The 18,001-nt window shown below is 61.2% G+C and carries 17 protein-coding genes; 4 read left to right on the top strand and 13 right to left on the bottom strand.

Annotated elements, in window-relative coordinates; genetic code table 11:
• Positions 1-47 precede the first annotated feature (47 nt).
• A complete protein-coding gene (nudI, locus tag FUU19_RS12810) occupies positions 48-473 on the bottom strand; it encodes a nucleoside triphosphatase NudI (protein WP_197834134.1) in 426 nt (141 codons plus the stop codon).
• Between the two features lie 230 nt (positions 474-703).
• Here nudI and FUU19_RS12805 point away from each other — a divergent pair, with 230 nt between their 5' ends.
• Positions 704-2,134 (top strand): SH3 domain-containing protein, encoded by a 1,431-nt coding sequence (locus FUU19_RS12805; RefSeq protein WP_230489880.1) that lies wholly within the window; start codon positions 704-706, stop codon positions 2,132-2,134.
• Positions 2,135-2,199: 65 nt separating this feature from the next.
• On the opposite strand, the gene FUU19_RS12800 is transcribed toward FUU19_RS12805, so the two are convergent.
• Positions 2,200-2,952: a hypothetical protein gene (locus FUU19_RS12800; protein WP_230489878.1), complete on the bottom strand. Its 753-nt coding sequence runs from the start codon at positions 2,950-2,952 to the stop codon at positions 2,200-2,202.
• A 257-nt stretch (positions 2,953-3,209) separates the two neighbouring features.
• On the opposite strand from FUU19_RS12800, the gene FUU19_RS12795 reads away from it, so the two are divergent.
• Positions 3,210-4,238 (top strand): transporter, encoded by a 1,029-nt coding sequence (locus FUU19_RS12795; RefSeq protein ID WP_197834138.1) that lies wholly within the window; start codon positions 3,210-3,212, stop codon positions 4,236-4,238.
• Here FUU19_RS12795 and FUU19_RS12790 read toward each other — a convergent pair whose 3' ends face one another.
• The 9 genes from FUU19_RS12790 to FUU19_RS12750 form a co-directional block, all read right to left on the bottom strand.
• The gene (locus tag FUU19_RS12790) at positions 4,239-4,772 is read right to left on the bottom strand and encodes an SRPBCC family protein (RefSeq protein ID WP_202669539.1); all 534 of its coding nucleotides are present in this window, start codon (positions 4,770-4,772) and stop codon (positions 4,239-4,241) included. It lies immediately after the preceding gene.
• Between the two features lie 3 nt (positions 4,773-4,775).
• Positions 4,776-5,123, bottom strand: a complete 348-nt coding sequence (locus tag FUU19_RS12785; protein WP_060439874.1) for an ArsR/SmtB family transcription factor — start codon at positions 5,121-5,123, stop codon at positions 4,776-4,778.
• Between the two features lie 82 nt (positions 5,124-5,205).
• Positions 5,206-6,432, bottom strand: coding sequence for a Zn-dependent hydrolase (locus tag FUU19_RS12780; RefSeq protein WP_141968652.1), 1,227 nt, complete (start codon positions 6,430-6,432; stop codon positions 5,206-5,208).
• The gene (locus FUU19_RS12775; protein WP_141968655.1) at positions 6,432-6,920 is read right to left on the bottom strand and encodes an L-2-amino-thiazoline-4-carboxylic acid hydrolase; all 489 of its coding nucleotides are present in this window, start codon (positions 6,918-6,920) and stop codon (positions 6,432-6,434) included. Before FUU19_RS12775 ends, FUU19_RS12780 begins: the two co-directional genes overlap by 1 nt.
• Positions 6,921-6,938: 18 nt before the next feature.
• Positions 6,939-8,090 carry a branched-chain amino acid ABC transporter substrate-binding protein gene (locus tag FUU19_RS12770; RefSeq protein WP_230489877.1) on the bottom strand — a complete coding sequence of 384 codons (1,152 nt, stop codon included), beginning with the start codon at positions 8,088-8,090 and terminating at the stop codon, positions 6,939-6,941.
• 33 nt (positions 8,091-8,123) lie between these two features.
• Positions 8,124-8,837 carry an ABC transporter ATP-binding protein gene (locus FUU19_RS12765; RefSeq protein ID WP_230489876.1) on the bottom strand — a complete coding sequence of 238 codons (714 nt, stop codon included), beginning with the start codon at positions 8,835-8,837 and terminating at the stop codon, positions 8,124-8,126.
• Positions 8,830-9,600 (bottom strand): ABC transporter ATP-binding protein, encoded by a 771-nt coding sequence (locus FUU19_RS12760; protein ID WP_141968660.1) that lies wholly within the window; start codon positions 9,598-9,600, stop codon positions 8,830-8,832. The genes FUU19_RS12765 and FUU19_RS12760 overlap by 8 nt, the downstream gene beginning before the upstream one ends.
• Entirely contained in the window at positions 9,597-10,709 is a 1,113-nt protein-coding gene (locus FUU19_RS12755) for an ABC transporter permease subunit (RefSeq protein ID WP_141968662.1), read from the bottom strand. Before FUU19_RS12755 ends, FUU19_RS12760 begins: the two co-directional genes overlap by 4 nt.
• A gap of 10 nt (positions 10,710-10,719) precedes the next feature.
• Positions 10,720-11,670, bottom strand: a complete 951-nt coding sequence (locus FUU19_RS12750; protein ID WP_230489873.1) for a branched-chain amino acid ABC transporter permease — start codon at positions 11,668-11,670, stop codon at positions 10,720-10,722.
• Between the two features lie 169 nt (positions 11,671-11,839).
• Between FUU19_RS12750 and FUU19_RS12745 the strand changes: the two genes are divergently transcribed.
• The gene (locus tag FUU19_RS12745) at positions 11,840-12,769 is read left to right on the top strand and encodes a LysR substrate-binding domain-containing protein (RefSeq protein ID WP_141968665.1); all 930 of its coding nucleotides are present in this window, start codon (positions 11,840-11,842) and stop codon (positions 12,767-12,769) included.
• Here the strand turns inward: FUU19_RS12745 and FUU19_RS12740 are convergent.
• The gene (locus tag FUU19_RS12740; RefSeq protein WP_230489872.1) at positions 12,766-14,085 is read right to left on the bottom strand and encodes an ABC transporter ATP-binding protein; all 1,320 of its coding nucleotides are present in this window, start codon (positions 14,083-14,085) and stop codon (positions 12,766-12,768) included. The two genes, FUU19_RS12745 and FUU19_RS12740, sit on opposite strands and share 4 nt — an antisense overlap.
• A 12-nt stretch (positions 14,086-14,097) precedes the next feature.
• Entirely contained in the window at positions 14,098-15,837 is a 1,740-nt protein-coding gene (locus tag FUU19_RS12735; RefSeq protein WP_202669530.1) for an ABC transporter permease, read from the bottom strand.
• Between the two features lie 240 nt (positions 15,838-16,077).
• Here FUU19_RS12735 and FUU19_RS12730 point away from each other — a divergent pair, with 240 nt between their 5' ends.
• Positions 16,078-17,958: a potassium transporter Kup gene (locus tag FUU19_RS12730; RefSeq protein WP_230489870.1), complete on the top strand. Its 1,881-nt coding sequence runs from the start codon at positions 16,078-16,080 to the stop codon at positions 17,956-17,958.
• Positions 17,959-18,001: the final 43 nt, after the last annotated feature.

Raw genomic sequence — 18,001 nt, 5'->3', positions numbered from 1 at the left:
TCTGCCCGGCAAATGTGAAGGAAATAGGGCGATAATCGCTCAAACTGTTACAACAATCCCTTTTGCCGCAGCGTGAAGCGGGTGGCCTCGTTCAGATCGTAGTCCGCCAAGCGCTCGCGCGGCACCCAGGCGTAGTCGTCAAACTCGTCGTTGATCGTCACGTCGCGGTTGGCGGCATGGCAGTCGAAAATCAGGTAAATCATGTAGATTTGCTCCTGGCTGCCGTCGGCGTAGGTTTTGATACGCACGTCGTCGCGGAAGGTCCAGGGCGTGATGCTGTCGAGGATCAGCGCGGTGCCCAGCTCTTCGCGCACTTCGCGCCGCAGCGCCTGTTCTATCTGTTCACCCGGCTCGACGCCGCCGCCGGACAGCGCCCACTGGCCGGGGAACACGCCCTTGTGCGCGGTCATTTTACACAGTAGGAAGGCGTTCTCGTTTTCAATCAGCGGGCAGACAATGATGCGTTGACGCATGGAAGACTCCTGTCAAAAAAACCAAGCCGCAGGGTAGCAGATTTGGTGGCGCGGGGCAGCGAGGAAGGTCGCGTTCTGCGCGGCGGCAGGAAATCCCATTGGCGCTTGCTATGCCACCGGCTTTGTCTTCTTCAACGGGAAATCAATCGCCGATGTGATTAAGTATCAATTAGTATGATTTCTCTTCAGGATAAAGAACGGACTTTAACCTGTCACGGAGTGGATAACACATGCTTAATGGAATAAAACCGCTGTGCCTGACTCTCTTGCTGTTGCTGTCGGCCTGCCACAGCGGGCCGGTCAGACAGCCACCTCACGACGCCACGGCGTCTGCCCCTATCGATCCAACCAAGTCGCTTTTTCCGTTGGACAATTATTCGCAGTCTGTCGATAAATGGCTGCCTCCCGGCCCACAGCGGCAGGTTGCCGTGCTGGATCCTGCCGCCCAGCAACGTCATTTTTCTGCCCTCAAATCCCACTATTTTGGCATGGGGCCGAATGATGCATCCCCCTGGAATCCGCATTACATCGCTTCCGTCTTGAGCCGTGAAGCGGAAAGCCACCGTGATGCCGCCATGGATAAATATCTTGGCAATGAAAGTGTCTCCTGGGGTGAAAACTTCAGAACTCACGCTGACCGCTGGAAACAGCAGGTCAGGAATAATGCGTCTGTCGGCATTGACAAGGCTTATCATTCTTCGGCCAGGGGTATTGCGATTAGGGAAACGCTGGTCAGGATCTTGCCGACAGACGATCCGGCTTATGACGATCCGCGTCTGGCAGGGCAAGGTTATCCCTTTGATAATTTGCAGGACTCTTCTATCCGCCCCGGAACACCGGTATACGTTGTGGCGGAAAGCCGCGATAAACGCTGGAACTACGTCATATCGCCTACGGTGATCGGCTGGGTGCATAGCGAAGATATCGCGGCGGCGGATCGGCGGTTTGTCAGCGAATGGCTGGCGCTGGCAGGGAAAAATTTGGGAGCATTCATTCAGCAGCCAGTATCTGTACAAGAAGGGGAACTGTTTTATTTTACGGCGCGCCACGGCACGATTCTGCCATTTTACCGTCACCGGCAGGGTGTTTTTAAGGTTGCCGTGCCGGTACGCCGGGAGGATGGCCGCGCGCAGATTCGCCGGATCGGTGTAGCGGAGGAGGTGTTTACCGCCATGCCGTGGAAAATGACGCCAGACCATCTTGCCACGTTGATGCGTTCGATGAGCGGCAGGCCCTACGGCTGGGGGAATTATAACTTCAATAATGACTGCTCGGCCGAACTGCGCAGCCTGTTGATGCCTTTCGGGGTGTTTCTTCCCAGGAATTCCGCCGCGCAGATACAGGCGGCAAGCCGGGTGATCGATCTCAGTCAAGCGAGCACGGATGAACGGCTGCGCTATCTCAAGGAACATGGCAAACCGTTCACCACGCTGGTCTACATTCCGGGCCATATCATGCTGTATATCGGCAACGCGACCATTAACGGCCAGAATGTCCCGATGACGTACCAGAATATCTGGGGCCTGCGCCCGGCAGATTCAAAAAGCCGCAGCATTATCGGCGGCGCAGTCTTTTTCCCGCTTCTGGCGACCTATCCGGAGGAGCCTGAACTGACCTCGCTGGCGGGCAAGGCGCAGTTTAAACTGGGTTTTATTGAGTAACGTCTGCATGCCTATCAAGTGGCCGTTTTGGCGGTCTCTTGATAGGCGATGGCAAGCGGGGTGTGTTAATTGCCTAGCCTGTCTTTGATGATTTTATCATGTTGATCCATCAGATTGGCGTAATTCCAAATAAACAATCCGCCAAGATTAAAATCCAGAACCTGATCGATAAAGTAATTTAAATTCCAGTCGGTCAATCCCCGCGTCGTCAGGGCCAAAATGCATTTTTTATTCTCGGCGCCGTTGGCCAACGATTGTTTTAATGCCGGGATGACATTAGCGAGAATATCGTCATTGCTCCACATCGCTGCGGCATAGCAGTAATGAATAAAGCGATCGCACTGGCCTGACAGAATGATTTTTCTGACTTTCTCGTTGAGCTTTTTACCATTTTCCGTATTGGGATGATTGTACGAATAGCCGGCAATAAAACCCAAGCTGGTCTCTTTACGGGCCTCTTTTAGTCGTTTCATGGTTTCGATGACGAGTTCGGTGTTCATGTTGCATTCGTCATCAAAATCGACACCGTCCCAGCCCCGATCTACCGTGGCTTTGACGATCCTCAACACTTCATCCTCATTTGTCGGCTTTTGCTGTGGGGAGCACCCGCCACCGCCATAAACCCAGAGCGTCTTTCCTTTAAAACCGGGGAGAGTATCGGGTTTGTTTTGCTTTTCCGGGCTCCATCCTGGATGCGCTGATGTGCCCGTGGTCAATCCATCAAGGTTGGTGATCATGCCATACATCATGACATCGAACTCTTTGAGGGGCTGGCTAGCCAGAGACTGGCTCCATCCGCCTGTAATAAACGTATTCATTGTCGTTATCTCCTTATTGGTCGTGTTCCTTAAATAAATATGTCTTGCGTGATGGAGGGTACCAGTCTTTATATTCATGTTGCCATTGTGCGGTCGCTGAGCGGGCAAGGGATGAAAACGATGTTGAATGACGATGACGTTTTTATGACGAAAATATTAATCATCGGGAACGCTGAAAATCATTAACGCCGATAGATAAAGATTGCTATAACTGCGGGGACGATCTGGGTTAACGGCGAGAGGCAGGGTAAGGCGTTATGGTGCAACGGTTAGCGGAAAAGATGCACAAGCTGGATTTCGATGATGAAGTGACCGGGCTGATCTACGGCTATGCGTTTCGTTCCGGTGAGCCGCCGGCGCGCCTGAACTCGCAGCAGGTTTGCCAGGCCTACCAGGCGTTGCCGCCCGGCGACGGTTTTATCTGGCTGCACCTCAATCTCAACCACGCGGCGGCGGAGAAGTGGCTGAAAAACCATTTCGCCATTTCCGATTTTTTCTTTCACGAGATTCGCCACGGCTCCCACACCACGCGCATCGAGCGCCAGGGCGACGATCTGTTCGCCGTACTCAACGACGTGATTTTCCACCCCGAGGACAGCAACCCGGAGACGGCGACGCTGTGGCTCTATTGCTGCCGTGGGCTGGTGGTCACGGTGCGTCACAAACCGGTGCGATTGATTGAACGGCTGCTCGGCCGCCTGACGGTGCTGCAGCTGGCCTCGTCCACCGAACTGCTGGCGCACCTGCTGGAAGAGCAGGAAGACGTACTGGAGCAGGTGGTGCGGCAGGCCAACCAGTATGTCGATACCATTGAGGACCGCTTGTTGACCAGCCGCGTCAAACGCAACCGCGCCGAGCTGGGGCGCATGCGCCGCATGTTATTGCGCTTTCAGCGTCTGCTGGCGCCGGAGCCGGCCGCGCTATTTCGCCTGTTGAACCGGCCGCCGACCTGGCTGAGCCGCGAGGTGGTGCAGGATCTGCGGCAGTTTACCGAAGAGTTCACCGTGGTGTTGAACGATCTGGCCAGTTTGACCGAACGCATCCGGCTGCTGCAGGAGGAGCTGGGCGCCAAGCTGATGGAGCAGAACAACCGCACGCTCTATACGCTGACGGTGATCACCGTGCTGGCGCTGCCGATCAATATCGTCGCCGGTTTCTTCGGCATGAACGTAGGGGGGATCCCGCTGGCCAGCAATCACCACGGTTTTATCCTGCTGGTGTTGCTGGTCGGCAGTTTTACGCTGATCGCCGGTTATCTGGCGTTCAGACGCAGGGACGAGACGTAATTACAGGCGGGCGCGGTACTCTTCTTCCAGCCGGGCATGGGTGCTCCAGAACGGCTGCGGCGCCCGATCGTGCAGGCGATCCAGCAGGATATCCAGATGGGTGTGCCAGCCGCCGGCGACGCTGAGCATCTCGTCGCGGTTGGCCAAGCGCCGGTGGGTCACCGTCAGCAGTACCGCGTTTCCCTGTTCCGTCAGTTCGAAAGTCACCTCGGAAGGGCGGCCCTGATCCTGTTCGGCCCAGGTAAAGCTCAGCAGACGCGGCGGGAACAGGCAGGTGATGTGGCCGCGGTTGCTGACGCAGCCGCCGTGCTGTTTGTACTTGGCCGGCGGTGGTTCGTGCTCGCCCGCCAGATCGGAGTTGCGAAACTCCAGCGCCAGCGGCGCGCCGTTTTCCAACTTCATGGCGCCGGCCGCCAGCCAGGTGGCGCGCTTGTCGGATTCGGTCAGGTAAGCCCACACCCGCTCGATGGGGCCGGGCAGCAGCCGCTGGATGCGCAGCGTGCCGGGTTCGATAATCATGCCGTAATCATTCATGGTTCACTCCTTGGGAGGAAGCTGTTCGGGCTGCAGCAGCGCCTGTTCGAGCGCATCCAGCCGTTCAGTCCAGAAATGTTCATAGGTTTGCAGCCATTGCATGGCCTGCGCCATAGGCTCGGGTTCGAGCCGGCAGATATGGTTTCTTCCTTGCACGGTGCGTTGCACCAGGCCCGCATGTTCCAGTGCTTTCACGTGCTTGGAGGCGCCGGCGAACGACATCTGCAGCGGCGCGGCCAGTTCGCCGATGCTGCGTTCACCGCCGGCCAGCGCGCGTAACATCGAGCGGCGGGTCGGGTCGGCCAGCGCATGAAAAATGGCGTCCAGCTGTGAGGAAGATAATTCAACCATATGGTTGAATATAGAACAGGCAGGCTAATATTCAACCGTTTTGTTGAATATTTTTTGCCCCGGCGAAAAACCGGGGCGAGGATCAGGCGCCGGCGTGCGTCAGCAGCGCGTTCAGCAACACGTCGGCACCGGCGGCGGCCCAGGCGGGGGTGATGTCTTCCCGTTCATTGTGGCTGATGCCGTCCACGCAGGGGATGAAAATCATGGCGGTCGGGGCGACGCGGTTAAGGTAACAGGCATCGTGGCCGGCGCCGGAAATCATGTCGCGATGGCGATAGCCCAATGCTTGCGCGGCGTGGCGTACGCTGTCGATGCAGCCCCGATCGAAAGCGATCGGAGGATACTGAAAGATGCGCTCGGCGCGAGCGGTCAGGCCGCCGTCGTTGACGTGGGCGACCGCCGCCAGCAGGCGCTGCTCCATTTGCTCCAGTGTAGCCTCCTCAGGATGGCGGAATTCGACGCTGAAAAAGACCCGGCCCGGCACCACGTTGCGTGAATTGGGGGTGATGTGCGCCATGCCCACCGTGGCGCGCGCGTCGGGCGCGAAATCCCAACCGATGCGGTTGACCGCCGTCACCAGCTCCGTAAAGCCCAACAGGGCGTCGCGGCGGCGATCCATCGGCGTGGTGCCGGCATGGGCGCTGAAGCCGACGACTTCCAGCTCGTACCAGCGCTGCCCTTGTGCGGCGGTCACGACGCCGATGTCGAGGTGTTCCGCTTCCAGAATCGGCCCTTGTTCGATGTGCAGCTCGAAGGCGGCGTGGATCGGCATGCCGCCCACCGGATGCTCACCGGCGTAACCGATGCGCTCCAGCGCGTCGCCGAGGCTGACGCCATGTTCGTCGCGGCGCGACAGGCCGTACTCCAGGTCGAAGACCCCGGCGAACACGCCGGAGGCGATCATCGCCGGCGCGAAGCGTGCGCCTTCTTCGTTGGTCCAGTTGATCACTTCAATTGCGCGTTCGGTGACGATCTGCCGATCGTTAAGCGTGCGAATAACCTCCAATCCGGCCAGCACGCCGTAGATGCCGTCGAAACGGCCACCGCGGGGCTGCGAGTCGCCGTGAGAACCGGTAACCACCGGCGCCAGCTCGGGCCGGGAGCCTTCACGGCGCAGGAACATGTTGCCCATCCGATCGACGCGCACGCTGCAACCGGCCTCCAGCGCCCAGAGGCGCAGCTGGTCGCGCGCCTGCCGATCCTCTTCGCTGAGCGCCAAGCGGGTGACGCCGTTTTCGGCGATGGCGCCGAACTGCGCCATCGCGTGCAGGCTTTGCCACAGGCGCTCGCCGTTGACCCGATACGTCATTATTCTTCTCCCGGTGTTTTGGCGGTGTAGCGGAAATCGCAGCAGGGGGCGCCGGACATGATGGTTTGGCTGCGCTGCAGCTCGACCTCCGGGGCATAACCGACAATGAACTGGCTGTCGCGCGCGCAGGAGAGCAGGTGGCCGATTTCCCCCAGCCCCATCTCGTGATACATCTCGGCGTAGCGGCAGCGGGTGACGTTATAGTCGAAGTGCTGTTCGTCCTGGTTGATCACCTCGACGCGCAGCGCATCGTCTTTTTCCCACAGGTACTGTAAGGCGGCGAAGCTGCGCAGATCCGCGCCGTTCGGCTCCTGGGCGGCGAACTGTTTGCCCGCTGCGATGGCGGCATTCTCGATGGCTTCGCCGATCACCGCCTGAGCGCGCACCTTGCCGATTTCACGCACCAGGATCTGGTAGATCGGTTTGATGATCTCCGCTTCGATCTTTCTGCGGGCCAAAATGCCCAATTCGTTATTTGCACAGCTCATCGCCTTGCTCCTCTTGATTTATTGTGGTTTGGCGCCGCCCAACACGGTTTGCGGCTGCCATTTGCCGTCGACCACCCGGTACAGGGTGAAGCTCGGCTGCTGCAGGTTGCCTTGCGCATCGAAGGCGATGGCGCCGGTCACGCCCTGGTAATGTATGGCGCGCAGTGTCGGCAGATAATCGGCCGGATCGGCCGAGCCGGCCTGTTCGATGGCGGCGATCAGCACCCGGGTGGCGTCGTAGGCGAAGGGCGCATGCAGTTCGATGTGGGTGTGGTAACGATCGCGGTAGGCTTGTTCAAACGCCTTGCCGCCCGGCATCTGTTCCAGCGGCAGCCCTGGCTCCAGCGCCACCACGCCTTCGCCTTCCCGCTGCGCCAGCGTCAGGAAGGTCTGGCTGACAAAGCCGCCGGCGCCCATCAGCTGCGCGCTCATGCCCAGCTGTTTCAGTTTGCGCGCCAGCGGCGCCGCCTGGGAGTCCACGCCGCCGAAGAAGATCAGATCGGCGTTTTTGCTGCGCACGGTGGTCAGCACGGCGCTGAAATCGACGGTCTTGTCGTCGACATACTCGCGGGTGACCGGCTGCACGCCCTGGGCCTGCAGCGATTTGATGAACTCATCCGCCAGGCCCTGGCCGAAGGCGGTGCGATCGTCGATTACCGCGATGCGCTGGGCTTTCAGCGTTTTCACCGCATATTGCCCGGCGTAGTTGCCGCCGTCGTCGTCGTGGCCCATCACGCGGAAACTGGTGTCAAAGCCTTGCTGCGTGTAGCCGTGACCGGTCGCCACCGGCGCCACCTGAGCGATGCCGGCGTCGTGGTAGATGCGTGCCGCCGGGATGCTGGTGCCGGTGTTCCAGTGGCCGACCACGCCGGCGACGCCTTCGTCGACCAAACGCTGCGCCACGGCCACGGCGGTGCGCGGATCGGACTGATCGTCCTCCGACAGTAATTTGAAGGTGACCGGTTTACCGTTCAGCGTTGGTTTTTGCGCGTTGGCGTCGGCGATCGCCAGGCGCGCGCCGTTTTCAAGATCTTTGCCGATGCGTGCAGAAGGGCCGGTCAGCGGCCCGGCCAGGCCGATCAACACGGTGTCATCCGCCAGCGCCGGGAGGCTCAGGATGATCGTCACGGCGGCCAGCGCCAACGGTTTGATGCGAAAGTTCTGCTGCATGTCATACTCCTGGTGCGGTTAAGGTAACAACGGTTATTCACCCAAATAGATCTGTTTGATTTTTTCATCGTCCAGCATGTCGGCGGAGCGGCCGCTGTGGCTCAGGCTGCCGCTGTCCAACACATAGGCGCGATCGGTAGACTCCAGCGCCAGGCGGGCGTTTTGCTCGACCAGCAATAGCGTGACGCCGTCACGAGCTAACTGTTTGATGACCGAAAAAATGGCCTCCACCACAATCGGCGCCAGCCCCATCGACGGTTCGTCCAATATCAACAGGCGCGGGCGGCTGAGCAGCGCGCGGCCCATTGCCACCATCTGTTGTTCGCCGCCCGAAAGCAGCCCGGCCGGTTGATGCAGGCGCTCGTTCAGCCGGGGGAAGGTGGCGCACACCCGTTCGAAATCGTGCCGTACCGCCGATGCGTCACGGCGCGCATAGGCGCCCAGCTGCAGGTTTTCTCGCACCGTCAGGCGGGTGAAAATGCCACGCCCTTCCGGCACCATCACCAGCCCCTGTTGCAGCAAGCGGTGCGGCGGTACGCCGCGAATCGAACGGCCGTCGAACAGGATGTCGCCCTCGAACGGCTGCAGGCCGATCAGCGCCCGCAGGCTGGAGGTCTTGCCTGCGCCATTGGCGCCGATCAGCGTGACCTGTTCGCCGGCGTTCACCGTAAAATCGATGCCTTTGACCGCATGAATGCCGCCATAAGACACTTTGAGTCGTTTAACGCTCAGCAAGGCTTCAGACATGCGCGCCGCCTCCCAGATAGGCCTGAATGACCGCCGGTTCACGCCGAACCTGCGCCGGTTCGCCTTCGGCAATCGCTTTGCCGTAGTCCAGCACCGTCAGACGATCGCACAGGCCCATGACCAGTTTGACGTCGTGTTCGATCAACAGCAGCGTTTTGCCGCTGTCTCGGATGCGCAGCAGCAGCTCGCGTAGCGCCACTTTTTCTCCGGCGTTCATGCCGGCCGCCGGTTCGTCCAGCGCCAGCAGCCGGGGCTCGGTCGCCAGCGCGCGGGCGATCTCCAGGCGGCGCTGGTGACCGTAGGCGAGATCGCCGGCGCGGTAATGGGCGAATTGGCCGATGCCGACATACTCCAGCAGCGTATGGGCCTTGTCGCGCACCGCCTGTTCCTCCTCCCTGGCGCGGCGGTGGCGGGCGATCGCCGCCCACAGACCGTTGCGGGTGCGTACGTGACAGCCGACCATCACGTTTTCCAGCACGCTCATTTCGTTGAACAGCCGCAGGTTCTGGAAGGTGCGGGCGATGCCGGCCTGCGCCACTTTATCGATCGCCTGGGGCCTGTAGCGCTGGCCCGACAGGCGAAATTCGCCCTCGTCGGCACGGTACAGGCCGGTGATCAGATTGAAGCAGGTGGTTTTACCGGCGCCATTCGGCCCGATCAGGCCGTAGATTTCCCCCTGGCGGATGCTCATGCTGACGTCATCCACCGCCGTCAGGCCGCCGAAGCGTTTGCTGACGTGGTGTAAAGCGAGCAGCGGCGTCATGCGGCGTTCCCTCTTAGGTGGCGGGCCGGCCACAGGCCCGCCGGGCGATACAGCATCACCAGGATCAGCGCCAGGCCGTAAAACAGTTGGCGGATAATTTCCGGATCGATCAGCACCTGGCCGAACAGCGCCTGCTGCAGCGGCCCCATGCTGCTGCGCAGCAGCTCCGGCAGGGCGGCCAACAGCAGCGCGCCCAGGATCACGCCGGGGATGTGCCCCATGCCGCCGAGCACCACCATCGCCAGTACGGCGATCGATTCTTGCAGGGTGAACGATTCCGGCGATACGAAGCCCTGAAACGCAGCGAACAGCGCGCCGGCCACGCCGCCGAAGGTGGCACCGATGGCGAAGGCCAGCAGCTTGAAGTTGCGAGTGTTGATGCCCATCGCCCGGGCGGCGTCCTCGTCTTCACGGATCGCCGTCCACGCGCGGCCAATGCGCGAGTTTTGCAGCCGCAGGCTGATAAACAGGATCGCCAGCAGCAGCGCGGCGAACAGGTAGTAGTAGAGATACAGCCCGGAGAAACGCACGCCGAACCACTCATGCATGCCGGAGAACTTCAGGCCGAACAGGCTGACCGGGTCGATGCCGGAAATGCCTTTAGGGCCGTTGGTGAGGTTGACCGGGCGATCGAGGTTACGCATCAGAATGCGCACGATCTCGCCGAAACCGAGCGTGACGATCGCCAGATAGTCGCCGCGCAGCCGCAGCGTCGGCGCGCCAAGCAGGATGCCGCACGCCGCCGCCAGCAGCGCCGCCAGCGGGATCAGCCACAGCATCGACAGGTGCAGCCCGTCGGGGAACCACTGCAGCAGCAGCGGGAACTGTTGCGTCAGATGCGGTGACGACAGCAGCGCGGCCAGATAGGCGCCAACGGCGTAAAAAGCGATAAAGCCCATGTCCAGCAATCCGGTCATGCCCACCACGATGTTCAGCCCGAGCGCCAGCATCAGATACAGCAGGGCGAAGTCGACGACGCGCACCCAGTAGTTGCCGCCGGCGGCGCCCGCTACCCAGGGCGCCAGCATCAGGGCGAGAATGAACAGCGTCAGCCCCAGCCTGGCGCGCCGCGGCGTGGCCAGGGGAAGCGTGGAAGTTAAAACGGTCATCGTGATGTCCTTATGCGCGTGTGGCAATGCGTTCGCCCAACAGCCCGGAGGGGCGGAAGACCAGTACGGCAATCAGCACCAGAAACGCGAACACATCCTGGTAGTTGCTGCCGAATACGCCGCCGGTCAGCTCGCCGAGATAGCCGGTCCCCAGCGACTCGAACAGCCCCAGCAGCAATCCGCCGAGCATCGCCCCGCGCAGGTTGCCGATGCCGCCGAGCACGGCGGCGGTAAACGCCTTGATGCCGGGCAAAAAGCCCATTGAGAAACCGGCGTTGCCGTAATTGCTGGCCATCATGATGCCGGCCACCGCCGCCAGCGCGCCGCCGAGCGCAAAGGTCAGAACGATGATGCGGTCAGGACTGATGCCCATCAGGCCGGCGACCTGCGGGTTTTCCGCCGTGGCGCGCATGGCGCGGCCGAAACGGCTGTGTTCGACCAGCAGCCAGAGGCCGGCCATGACCGCCACGGCCACCACCAGCGTGACGATCGCCGTGCCGGTGATCACCGCCGGTGCATGTTCGGCGCTGCCTGCGGTCAGGGCGATGGGCGTCATCGGCAACAGCTGTGGAAACATCAGGGGATTGCGTGACCAGATCAGCATCGCCAGGGTTTGCAGCAGCAGCGAGACGCCGATGCCGCTGATCAGCGGGGCCAGGCGCGGTGCAGTACGCAACCGGCGATAGGCCAGACGTTCGATCGCCATCGAGGTGATGGCGCAGACGGCCATGGCGAACAGGGCCGCCAGCAGCAGCGTGGCGTAGGGCGGTAACGCGGGGAAATGATGCTGCAACACGCCGATCGCCGACAGCGCGCTGAGCGCCCCGACCATCAGCACGTCGCCGTGCGCGAAGTTGATGATGCGCAGGATGCCGTACACCATGGTGTAGCCGAGCGCGATCAGCGCATAGATGCTGCCGAGCATCAAACCGTTGACGGTTTGCTGTACCAGCGTATCCATAGGGAGAGTCCGGAGATAATGAGTCAGGAGGCTCACAGTAGAGAATTTAAAAAAATTGTAAAATACGGAAAAATACTTTCTTATACAAAAAACGAGTGATTTTAATGCTTTGATTTTTATGTATATTAAATAAATCCTTCTTCCAGATTTTCCATAAAACAATCGATATATGAAAAAAACAGAACAGTACGAAGAGCCGCTGCCGACGTTGCCGAACGATCCGCCGCTGCGCGCCGTGCGCGCGTTCGAGGCCATCGCGCGCCTGGGCAGCATCAGCGCAGCGGCAAAGGAGCTGATGATTTCGCCTTCGGCGGTCAGCCATCAGCTGAAAACGCTGGAGGCATTCTTGCAGATGCCGTTGACCGAAAGGCAGGGGCGTCATCTGGTGCTGCGCAGCGAGGGGCGAGAATATTACCGCTCGATCCGCTCGGCGTTTAACGTGCTGCGCCAGGCGACCGAACACGTGCGCGAGCAGTCCGCATCGCGGCAGGTCACCATCAGCCTGATCCCGCTGTTCGGCATGGGCTGGTTCATTCCGCGGCTGCGTGGCTTTTTGCGCGAAAATCCGGATATCGACATCAATGTGGTTTACGCCAACCACCGCAATTACCTGAGCGACGCCGCCGATCTGTCGATCCGCTTCGGGGTTGGGCAGTGGACCGGTTATCGCAGCGAAAAGCTGATGTCTGGCCAAATGGTGCCGGTGTGCAGCCGGGCATTCAGTAAACTGCACGGTTTGCTGGATACGCCGGATCAGCTGGCGACGCTGCCGCTGCTGCACGACGAGGAGCGCAATACCTGGATGCAATGGTTTCAGCTGGCCGGCGTTAAACGCCCGCTGCGCAGCATCGGGCCGATGTTTGAAGACGGATTGTTGACGCTGGCGGCGGTGCAGGCGGGATTGGGGTGTGCCTTGATGCGCGAGCCGTTAATTGCCCAGTATCTTGAGAGCGGCGAGTTGATCAAAATGTTCGATCTGCCGATCGACGACGGCCGTGATTATTACCTGTGTGCTCGTCTGGATAGCGAACTGTCGCAGGAAGGCGAAAACCTGCGGCAGTGGCTGCGCCGCGAAGCCGATGGGCGCAGGCTCGCTTAGAATTCGACGTCCTCCAGGCTGAAAAACGCCGTTTGATCGTTGTAGGAGAAGATCTCGGCGTAACGGCCCCAGTTGATTACCGTATCCAGCGTCTCTTTGGCGGCGCTGTCCGACAGGGAATCCTCCAGCTCTTGCTCGAAACGCACGCGCGGCGCGCGGTGCCCCGGCCGTTCGTCCAACACGTTTTTGATCAGCGCGGCCAGCGGCACATAGCGTAGCAGATGTTCCGCGAACAGCACTTTGCGCGCCTGAACGTCGCCGTCGGCGAAGGCGCGCGCCGGCGGCGTCAGGAAGATGTCGCCTTCGCGCACGTCGGCGAAGCCCAGCGACTGCAGCACTTCGGCAATGGGGAACAGCTCATCAACCTCCAGGTGCAGCGAGAGGGCGATCTCCGGCATGTCGGCGCGGCCGAAATAGGGCGCGGCGGCCAGCGTTTCGATCAGGCCGGCGATCAGGTTGGTGGAAACGTGCGGCAGCCACGTTCCGAGCTTCAGCCCTTTCTTGGCGGTGCCGTCAGTCGGGCGGGCGGTCATCTTGGCGTACACGTCGTCTACCAGGCGGCGGAACTGTGGATCCAGCCGGTTGCGCGGGTGGCTGAACGGCACCTTGATTTCGGCGATCACCCGGCCGGGGTTGGACGAAAGCAGCAGGATGCGATCGCACATGAAGACCGCTTCCTCGATGTTGTGCGTGACGATCAGCACTGACTTGATCGGCATTCGCCCCTCGGTCCACAGATCCAACAGGTCGGTACGCAGCGTTTCGGCGGTCAAGACGTCCAGCGCCGAGAACGGCTCATCCATCAGCAGCAGCGTCGGATCCACCACCAGCGCCCGGGCAAAGCCTACGCGCTGGCGCATGCCGCCGGAAAGCTCACGCGGGTAGGCGTTTTCGAAGCCGTCCAGGCCGATCAGATCGATGGCCGCCAGCGCCCGTTCACGCCGTTCGGCAGGGGCGACGCCCAGCGCCTCGAGCCCGGCCTCGACGTTTTGCAGCACTGTCAGCCAGGGGAACAGCGCGAAGGTTTGAAACACCATGGCGACGCCTTTGGCGGGGCCGTGCAACGGCTGCCCCAGATAGTTCACCACCCCGGCGGTAGGGGTGACCAGGCCGGCGATGATGCGCAGCAGCGTCGATTTACCCGAACCGGAACGGCCCAACAACCCGACGATCTCGCCCGACCGCAGCGACAGATTGACCCCGTCGAGGATCAGCAGCTCGCCGTGTGCCTTGTCATAGCCATGGCTGACCGCGTTGACCGCTAAAATTTCCTCGCCGGGCGAGTGCGTCGCCTGCGTTGGGTGAAGTTCTGACATCTGAACGGCTCCTTAATCGATGCGGAAGCGGGATTCGGCGTAGGCGTAAAGCGGCCGCCACAGCAGACGGTTGAACAGCGTGACGAACAGAGACATCACGGCGATGCCCAAAATGATCTTGGGGAAATCGCCGGCGGCGGTGGTTTCGGCGATGTAGGCGCCCAGCCCATGCGCCTTCACCTGGGTGCTGCCCCATTGCACGAACTCCGCCACGATGCTGGCGTTCCAGGCGCCGCCCGACGCGGTGATGGCGCCGGTGATGTAATAGGGGAAGATGCCCGGCAGCATCACCTGGCGCCACCATTGCCAACCGCGAATGTGAAAATTGGCGGCGGCCTCGCGGTAGTCGTTGGGCAACGCGGTGGCACCGGCCACCACGTTGAACAGAATGTACCACTGGGTGCCCAACACGATCAGCGGCGACAGCCAGACATCGGGGTTCAGCCGGAAGTGGACGATGGTGATGACGAACACCGGGAACAGCAGGTTGGCCGGGAACGCGGCCAGAAACTGGGCGATCGGCTGGATTTTCCCGGCCAGCGTCGGGCGCAGGCCGATCAGTACCCCGAGCGGCACCCAGATCAGCGACGACAGGGCGATCAGCACCGTCACGCGCAGCAGCGTGATCAGCCCAAGCACCATCACATGGCCCACGTCATTGAGCGTCACGCCGGTCTGCACATAGAGAATGACGCGCCAGGCGATCGCCAGCGTCAGCAGGATGACGATGGCGCTCCAACACCGATCGATCACGCGTGAACGTCGCCGCCGTTGGGCGCTATTGCCGTGGCGCGGCGAGCGGGCGGGCAGGCTCAGTTTCAGGCGCGCGGTTTTGGCCAGCAGCACGCCCAGCGGGGTCAGCAGCAGGTGGATCAGGCGCGTGCGGCGCATCAGGTTCAACAGCCAGGAGGTCGGGGCGCTCGCCGAGCGGGTGGTTTCCATGCGGAATTTGTCCGCCCATGCCACCAATGGCCGGAACAGCAGCTGATCGTAGGCCAGGATCACCACCGTCATGGTGAGCAGCACCCAGCCGATCGCAGGCAGATCCTTGCTGAGGATCGCCTGCGCAAGATAAGCGCCGATGCCCGGCAGCGTAAAGGTGTTGTTGCCGACGGTGATCGCTTCCGACGCCACGATAAAGAACCAGCCGCCGGACATCGACATCATCATGTTCCAAATCAGCCCCGGCATGGCGAATGGCGCATCCAGCTTCCAGAAACGCTGCCACGGGCTGAGGTGAAACCCGCGCGCCACTTCTTGCAGATCGCGCGGCACGGTGCGCAGCGACTGGTAGAAGCTGAAGGTCATATTCCACGCCTGGCTGGTGAAGATGGCGAACATCGCCGCCAGCTCGACCCCCAGCACCCGGCCGGGGAACAGCGCGATGAAAAAGGTGACGGTGAAGGAGATGTAGCCGAGTACCGGCACCGACTGCAGGATGTCGAGGATTGGCACCAGCACCTTTTCGGCGCGCCGGCTCTTGGCCGCCAGGGTGCCGTAGGCCAGCGAAAACGCCAGCGAGGCCGCCATGGCCACCAGCATGCGCAGCGTGGTGCGCAGGGCGTATTCCGGCAGGTTGGCAGGATCGAGCGATATCGCCTGCGTTTTCAGCGTGACGATCGGCTGCAGGGTTTGGTGCAGGCCGATGGCCATCATGGCGATCAGGCCGATGATCAGCGGAAAGGCGATGACGTCCCAGCCGTTGGGCAGCAGGCGCCGGGCGGAAACATGGGTGTTGAGCCGGACGTTCATTTCACTTCTCCCACGGCGGGCGCAAACAAGAAAGTGACAAGCGCATAAGGACTATAGACCATCCGGCGCGGGCGATTCTAAACCGTTGCTCACCGGCGGCGGTTTCTGTGCCGCAAACGGGCGATACTGTAACCCGTGAAGATGACGGTTAAGTTATGCTTATCGCTGCCGAGCGAGTGGCGCGGCGGCAATAAAGTGACAATAATTCCAACTCACTGTGCAAGGCTAAGGAGCAAGCAGATGTCTGTCGGCAATGATACGGAAACCTCGAACAAGACCGGCTTGACGCCGTTGGCGTTGGGCGCATTGGGCGTGGTGTTCGGCGATATCGGCACCAGCCCGTTGTACACCCTGAAAACCGTGCTGTTTCTCTCCGGCGATGCGCCTTCTGCGCCGGTGATCCTTGGCCTGCTGTCGCTAATTTTCTGGACGCTGGTGATTGTCACTTCGCTCAAATATGCCATGTTCGCCATGCGCATCGGCAACCGGGGCGAGGGCGGCATCATGGCGCTGATGTCGCTGCTGGTCAGCAGACGAAAATCCCGGCCGCTGGTGTTGTTCGCCGGCCTGTTCGGTGCAGCGTTGATCTACGGTGACGGCGCCATCACGCCGGCCATCTCGGTGCTCTCCGCCCTCGAGGGGTTGAACATCGTGCTGCCGGCGTCGCAGCCCTATATTCTGCCGGCGGCGGTGGTGATTTTACTCAGCCTGTTCGCCATTCAGCCACTGGGCACCGCGCGCATCGGCCGCGTGTTCGGGCCGATCATGGCGCTGTGGTTCCTGTCGATCGCCGCATTGGGCGTGTGGGGCATCATCCAGCATCCGGCGGTGCTGCTGGCGCTGAACCCGCTGTACGGCATTCATTTCCTGTTCTCCAACGGACTGACCAGCTTCCTGGTGCTGGGCGGCGTGTTTCTGTGCGTCACCGGTGCCGAAGCGCTGTACGCCGACATGGGGCATTTCGGCAAACGGCCGATTTGGCTGGCCTGGTTCGGCATCGTTTTTCCCAGCCTGTTGCTTAACTACGCCGGCCAGGCTGCGCTGATCCTGAGCGGCGCCGACGTCACGCAGAACATCTTTTTCCGTCTATGCCCGCCGGCTTTGCTGATCCCACTGGTGATCCTGGCCACGCTGGCGACGATCATCGCCAGCCAGGCGATCATCAGCGGCGCGTTTTCGATGACCCGCCAGGCGATCCAGCTGGGGTGGCTGCCGCGGCTGCGGGTTAAACAAACCACTGAGGAAAGCTATGGGCAGATCTACATCGGCGCCATCAATTGGCTGCTGATGGTGGTGACGCTGTTCCTGACGGTGTTCTTCAAATCCTCGGACAATCTGGCTGCCGCCTACGGCATCGCCGTCTCGCTGACCATGATCATGACCACCGGCTTGCTGTTCGTGGCGATGCGCGAGGTGTGGCGCTGGGGATTGGTCGCCAGCCTGTTGGTGGCGGGGTGTTTCTTCGTGGTCGATCTGAGCTTCCTGACGGCCAACCTGACCAAGGTATTGCAGGGCGGTTACATCCCGCTGCTGCTGGCCGCCGCGGTCTATACCGTGATGCTGATCTGGCATCGCGGGGTGCTGGCGGCCGTGCGCACCCTCGGCGAGACGACGGTGCCGATAGCGGATTTCCTGGCGAAAATCCAGCGTGAATCCGTACCGCGCGTGCCGGGCACCGCGGTCTTTCTCACCCGCAGCCTGCAGGGCACGCCGCCGGTAATGAAATGGCACGTCAAACGCAACGGTTCGCTGCACGCCAACGTGCTGGCGCTGACCATAGCCATTGTCAATGAACCGCGGGTATCGAATGCCGAGCGTCTGGTGATGCGCGAACTGGCGCCGGGGTTTTGGTGCGGCGTGGCCAGTTACGGCTTTATGGAGCGGCCGAATATCCCGCAGCTGCTGCAGCACGTCGAGGCGCAAAAATGCGGCCTGAACTTCGACGAGGCGACTTACTATCTCGGCCATGAAACCGTAGTGCGCCGCGAGGCAAACGACCGGTTGCCGGCCTGGCAGCGCAACCTGTTCGCGCTGATGGTGCGCAACGGCATGCACGTCACGGATTATTATTACCTGCCCAGCGATCAGGTGGTGGAGATCAGCCGCCGGGTGCCGGTCTAGAAAGCGAAAAAGGCATCGCCGCAATTGTGGCAGGCCTCACACA

It is taken from the genome of Serratia montpellierensis, assembly GCF_020858655.1.
Taxonomy (GTDB): domain Bacteria; phylum Pseudomonadota; class Gammaproteobacteria; order Enterobacterales; family Enterobacteriaceae; genus Serratia; species Serratia montpellierensis.
This window is presented reverse-complemented; position numbering and strand designations above follow the sequence as displayed.